The sequence below is a fragment of the Desulfosarcina sp. genome (genome assembly GCF_033791525.1).
GTDB lineage: Bacteria > Desulfobacterota > Desulfobacteria > Desulfobacterales > Desulfosarcinaceae > Desulfosarcina.
In genome coordinates, this window is the sequence record NZ_JASJGN010000282.1 from 1 (window position 1) to 5,419 (window position 5,419).

Here is a 5,419-nt window from a genome sequence, read left to right on the forward strand (position 1 = left end):
TTTCATACCATAGAAGTTTCATTTCCAACGGATTTGTAAAAAGCCCGAGATCAAGGCTTGCGGGCCGCGAAAGCGAGCTTAAGCGAGCGAATGTAAAACCGATCAAGATCCTTACGGCGAACATTCATGTTCCATCCTGAGAATACCGCTATCGCGGGTGCCGTAGGCAGCGGACTAAAGGTTCGCCGCAGTGACGAAGGATGAAGCGTAACGCAGATATCGGGTTTTTTACGAATCTGTCAAATCGAGGTTCTTTATGTTCCTCATATATGGCGGCCCCAATCCCGTGTCAATAAAAATATAGCGAACGCTCGATTTTTTTATTGCCTTGGATAGCATTTCATGAGTATAGGTTTTCCAATTAAACAAGATGAGGAATCCATGGCATTTTCGATTTTGGTTTGCATCAAGGCGGTACCCGATCTTGCATCCGGCGGCGCGCTGACCATAGCGGGTCCCTGGATCGATGAAACGGCCATCGGTTGGTGCATGAATCATTACGATGCCCACACCCTGGAGGCGGCCCTGGTCATCAGGGATACGGCCGATGATGTCACGGTAGATGCCCTGTCGGCGGGACCGGATCGGGTCAGGGACACGATTCGGCGAGCCGTGGCCATGGGTGCGGATACGGGAATTCACCTGGCCGTAAACGCACTCGGACGGCTGGCCCCGACGACCGTCGCCCGATCGATTGCCCGCTTTGCTGGGACAAAAAAATACGATCTGATTCTGACCGGCGCCATGTCCGAAGACGAGATGCACGGCATCACCGGCCCGATGATCGCTGCAGCACGCGACCTGCCCTGCGCCGCGGCAGCAGTGGAAATCGCCCTGGACGTTCCGGGCCGATCCCTCACGGCAACCTGTGAAATGGAAGGTGGAATGGCCGAGATCGTTCGACTCCCCTGCCCGGCACTGGTGACGGTGCAGACCAGTCGGAGAGTCCCCCGTTACCCGTCCCTGTCCAACACCCTCAGGTCCCGCAGGCAGGCTATCGAGCGGGTCGTTCCGGCTGAGACAGCCACCGCCACCCCGCCGGTCGAAACGCTGAATGTGACTTTTCCGCAACAGACATCCTCCTGCCAGATCATCGAAGGAAGCATGATTGAAAAAGCGGACACCCTGTTGCAGCTATTTAATGATAACGGATGGTTGAAATAGGACAATTGAAAATGATCCCAAAAAAATGCCCCGGCACCGTTCTGATCGTGGGCGAAACCATCGATGGCTGCCTCTCTGCCGGATCCAGGGATCTGGGTAAACAGACCATGCGCCTGGCCGGACGGTTCGATGGTGAGCCGGTCGGCGTTCTGACCGGGCATGGAATCGAAGGTGTGGCACGGTCCTGGTCGAATACTGCCGGCATGCCGGTCATTGTTTTGGATCACGCGCAGTGCCGTTACCCCAACCCGTCCATTACCGCTTCGGCAGTCGAGGCTTTGGTTGAGGAATGCTCACCGCTGGCAGTCTGTTTTCCTCACAATATGCGCGCCTGCCAGGCCGCCGCGACCTTGGCCTGGCGCATCAAGGCCCCCTGCATCACCGCCGTCGACTCCCTTTTAGTAGAAAGCGACAAGGTTGTAATCAAACGAGCGGTCTTTGGCGGCAAGCTGAGTGAAACCGTGGCTACCGGCAGCCGGCCGATGGTCCTGACGATCATGCCGGGACTGTTCTCCCGCTCGGCATCCCCGGATGTCCCTAACCATTCGCCATCTGTGGAAACCCGACATTTGGCAGACACGGACCACCTATTCATCCCCCAGGGCATGAATCGACGTGCACATACGGATCAGGCGCTGGAAAGGGCGCAAGTGGTCGTGGCAGCCGGACGCGGCCTAAACGGGCCTGAATATGCAGGCCTGCTCGACACGGCGGCCGGCCTATTCAAACATGCAGCGGTCGGCGGCTCCCGGGGGGCCTGCGATCTGGGCTGGATTCCCCACTCCCTCCAGATCGGCGAAACGGGCCATACAGTGTCGCCGGCCCTTTACCTGGCCTGCGGCATTTCCGGTGCCCCCCAGCATCTGGCCGGCATGCGGGAATCCCAGACCGTCGTGGCCGTGAACACCGACCCGAAGGCGGCCATATTCAACCTGGCGCATTATGCGGTGATCGACGATTTAACCGTTTTCCTGCCGGTATTGCGGGAAAGATACGACCAGATGAGAGATAAAGGAGGTGCGGTATGAAGATTGACGAGGTAAGGCGTATTCTCACCATTGGTGCGGGTACCATGGGACATCAGGTCGGATTTCTTTGCGCCATGAACGGATATAATGTGGTCGTCTACGATGTGACCCCGGATATTTTCGAAGCGACACGCAAGCGGCTGGCACAGCTCGCGGACCGATTCGTCAAACGCGGGCGCCTGCCCGCCGGGGAAAAAGCCGCGGTCCTGGGCCGGATCACCTTCACCAACGATGCAAAGGCAGCGGCCTCCGAGGTCGACATCGTCACCGAATCGGTGCCGGAAGATCCCAAGGTGAAAGGCAAGGTTTTTGCGCAATTCAACCGCCTGTGCCCGGCCCGCACGGTGTTCACCACCATCGCCGGTGTACTTTTTTAAAGACTGTCCATGCGCTTGATATCACTGCACTTATTCAAGTCAGTTCCAAATGTTACAACACCCCTTTGACCCGGTGTTGTGTCCAAGTATTTAGCTGATCCTGAAGGTCATGTCCACCCCCTTTTTTCTCTTCCCGCTGTCATCCATTCAAACCAGGACCGTAGTGCCGCATCTGGGCAACGCCCAATAGCCATCGTTGCCACGATGGCTATTGGGATATGAGCATGTCAGCCGCCTTGAGTGATTGCCATCCCCATAGCCCCTTGTCTGTCATGCGTCCGCAAGGACAAGTGCGGGGTAATCGGTGCTGTGCAAATTATAGCGGGTGAGGTGGGTAACGGAGTCCTGGATCATCCGATCCAGGCCTGAAATCATAGCAGGGCTTTGGTCTGGTTCAATCTATCGGCCTGGCCTTTCTGACCAGCAGGTTCAGCCACTTTTCATTTTCCCTGCCAGGCCTCAGGTCACTGGTTTTCCAGCGTCTGATAACAGCGAGTTCAGGATGCAGCTTAATCAGTTCATCACAACCGTCCTCATCAAGATCCACGAAAAGCCTCCCATCACGATCATGTTCCCCCGTTCCATACTTGAAGGATGTGTACAAGACACCATCCACCTTCATGGCTCTGGATAGCCTGAAAAGGACATCATGCATTTCATCCAATGGAACATGCATTAAGGATGAGCAGGCCCAGATACCATTAAACTGGTCTTCAAACGCAAGGTCCTGAAAGGACAGGTTCAGCACCTCTTGCCCAGTCAGGTTGGTGGCCAGTTTCACCAAAGCTGATGAATAGTCGAATGCGGCAACCTGGTATCCCCTGCTGGCAAAATACAAGGCATCCCGTCCAGACCCACAGCCGGCATCCAGGATGGCTGCATACGTTGGCATGTACGTCAGAAAGGGGGCGTACAGCACCGTCATGTTGATGTTCATGGTGCCATCGTAATACTGCTTGGCATTGCCCTCATAGAAGGCGAGGGTTGTATCCTGTGTCACGCTACCGTCTTGATGCCCAATGGTAAATCGTCCTTCTGGGTTCGATTCAGGCATGTCCACCCCCAGTACTTGATCAAAAAGTGATGGCCGTCGATATGAGATGCTATATAGGTATCAGAGCCACTCTGAACCGTCAATGGACGCCTAAGGTGTTGAATTGCCGGTGCATCAGATCCCCCTCCTAACCTCATATATTCCTTGCACATTTATGATCTCTTGCTTAGAATGCCAACAGCTTGACCTCACCCAATAATCCCAGGAGACACACTTAATGGCCAACAATGGAAACGACCTTGAGAATCGCCTGTGGGCAGCTGCTGACAGCCTCTGGGCCAATATCAGAGCGCCCTTGGATGGTCAGCGCTTCGAGCCAACGATCCAGCTTCCTGAACAGCAGCTTCATAACGATGACGATGTCTCCGAGCAAAACGAGGTATCCCATATACCTGCGGCCAACGGTCAACACTGCTGCGAAAGGCTAAGGCGTTTCCCTTTAGTCGATCATGTGGCTAATATAGGCTCTGGATTTGAACAAATGGCATGTTCCCCACATTTCCCACTTATCCAGCAGTCAACGCAATAGGCTTTGTCGTCATAAAGATAATAACCGTACATTTTAGGGCCATCAGTGGCCTGACGACACAACTGCTTTTTACAAGACACACATGTGAGATCCATCAAGTCGCTCCTCTTTTACCAGCGTAACGAATAGGCAGGGGTGTAGATTTTATCTTTTAAGACAGACCGTTGGGAGCGTTGGAGAGAATTATGTTGCGTGGCGTATCTTTAAGATACAGACGTTTGAAGGTCCTATTTCGATATGTATAAACACATCTGACCGGTAAGGATATGTTTTATCAATAGATAAGTCAATGCGAATAACATGATGAATGATAGTTCGTAGTGGTCGGTACTGGGAACTGTTTGATGCAGACACTGGGACGGATCTGGCCGCTGAAGTTCGTTCCTACTTCATTCCTGACTTCAGCAACTGGAAGGACCACGACAGCTACACGAAGGCGTTTGACAGGCTGTTGCGGGACTTGAAGGCAGAGTAGCCTAAACGAAGGAAACTTACCACCCAGACACGTCCAACTTTTCCCCTCTCAAAAAAGTATCCAACGCCTCTATTACGACACCGGTGATGGTATTGCCATTTTCCTTGGCGTATCTTTCAGCACGCTCAGCCAACTTGCAAGGTAAATGAACCGTGATTTTTTTGGTGTCGTCAGAGCAATCGGCAAGGTCTGGTTGGTCATTCATGAGTTTCCTTTCGGTTAGTTCGACTGATTTTCAGGGCCTGCTGTAAATTTATACCCCAATTGCCGTGTTTGATAAAGTCATCAGGTAAACTGAAGCCTAAAACGGCCCTGCCTTTCTGTTTCCAGGCGCTGCCACACACATACCGAGACCACTCCCACCTTTTCTGCTGAGTCATTTCAAAAACATCCCCAAGCACGTACTCGCCGCCTCAATCTTTCCCACAGCATCGCCAATTGAATGAACCGGTACGCGTGGGTCTACCGTAAATATTGCAAGGCTGATTTCTGCGCTAATTGGTTGGAGGTGGAACGGGGGGGGCAAGGACAGTGGATTAGGGCTGTGGGGTGATATTAATGCTGTGCCGCCTTGGGAGTTCAGGAGGAGGAAATGAGGCGGTGGTGGCGATTTAGGACACCGTCTAATCGTCCTCCGTCACCAGGGCAAAACCGTCCTTCGTGGACTATCTTTTCATAGCACTCAGGGCAATACAGCAGATCATACCCCAGACGGAAGCAGTCCTGCTCTATGACCTCCTTATGACAGATGCCACAGGTGCCAAACATTTTAAACCTTTCATTGTTCAACAT

At 53.3% G+C, this 5,419-nt stretch carries 7 protein-coding genes; 5 read left to right on the forward strand and 2 right to left on the reverse strand.

The features are described from left to right. Positions 1-381: 381 nt before the first annotated feature. Genes QNK41_RS13990 through QNK41_RS14000 form a run of 3 tightly spaced genes read left to right on the forward strand, consistent with a single transcriptional unit; the run spans position 382 to position 2,569 of the window. Positions 382-1,164: a hypothetical protein gene (locus QNK41_RS13990; protein ID WP_319257970.1), complete on the forward strand. Its 783-nt coding sequence runs from the start codon at positions 382-384 to the stop codon at positions 1,162-1,164. An 11-nt stretch (positions 1,165-1,175) separates the two neighbouring features. Further along, positions 1,176-2,192: an electron transfer flavoprotein subunit alpha/FixB family protein gene (locus QNK41_RS13995; RefSeq protein WP_319257972.1), complete on the forward strand. Its 1,017-nt coding sequence runs from the start codon at positions 1,176-1,178 to the stop codon at positions 2,190-2,192. After that, a complete protein-coding gene (locus QNK41_RS14000) occupies positions 2,189-2,569 on the forward strand; it encodes a 3-hydroxyacyl-CoA dehydrogenase NAD-binding domain-containing protein (RefSeq protein WP_319257974.1) in 381 nt (126 codons plus the stop codon). Before QNK41_RS13995 ends, QNK41_RS14000 begins: the two co-directional genes overlap by 4 nt. Before the next feature lie 394 nt (positions 2,570-2,963). Here the strand turns inward: QNK41_RS14000 and QNK41_RS14005 are convergent, their stop codons facing one another. Further along, positions 2,964-3,623: a class I SAM-dependent methyltransferase gene (locus QNK41_RS14005; protein WP_319257980.1), complete on the reverse strand. Its 660-nt coding sequence runs from the start codon at positions 3,621-3,623 to the stop codon at positions 2,964-2,966. Positions 3,624-3,840: 217 nt separating this feature from the next. Between QNK41_RS14005 and QNK41_RS14010 the strand changes: the two genes are divergently transcribed. After that, complete coding sequence (locus QNK41_RS14010) at positions 3,841-4,152, forward strand: hypothetical protein (RefSeq protein ID WP_319257975.1); 312 nt, start codon at positions 3,841-3,843, stop codon at positions 4,150-4,152. Between the two features lie 307 nt (positions 4,153-4,459). After that, positions 4,460-4,627: a hypothetical protein gene (locus tag QNK41_RS14015; protein WP_319257976.1), complete on the forward strand. Its 168-nt coding sequence runs from the start codon at positions 4,460-4,462 to the stop codon at positions 4,625-4,627. A gap of 16 nt (positions 4,628-4,643) precedes the next feature. On the opposite strand, the gene QNK41_RS14020 is transcribed toward QNK41_RS14015, so the two are convergent. Next, entirely contained in the window at positions 4,644-4,832 is a 189-nt protein-coding gene (locus QNK41_RS14020; RefSeq protein WP_319257978.1) for a hypothetical protein, read from the reverse strand. Between the last annotated feature and the right edge of the window lie 587 nt (positions 4,833-5,419).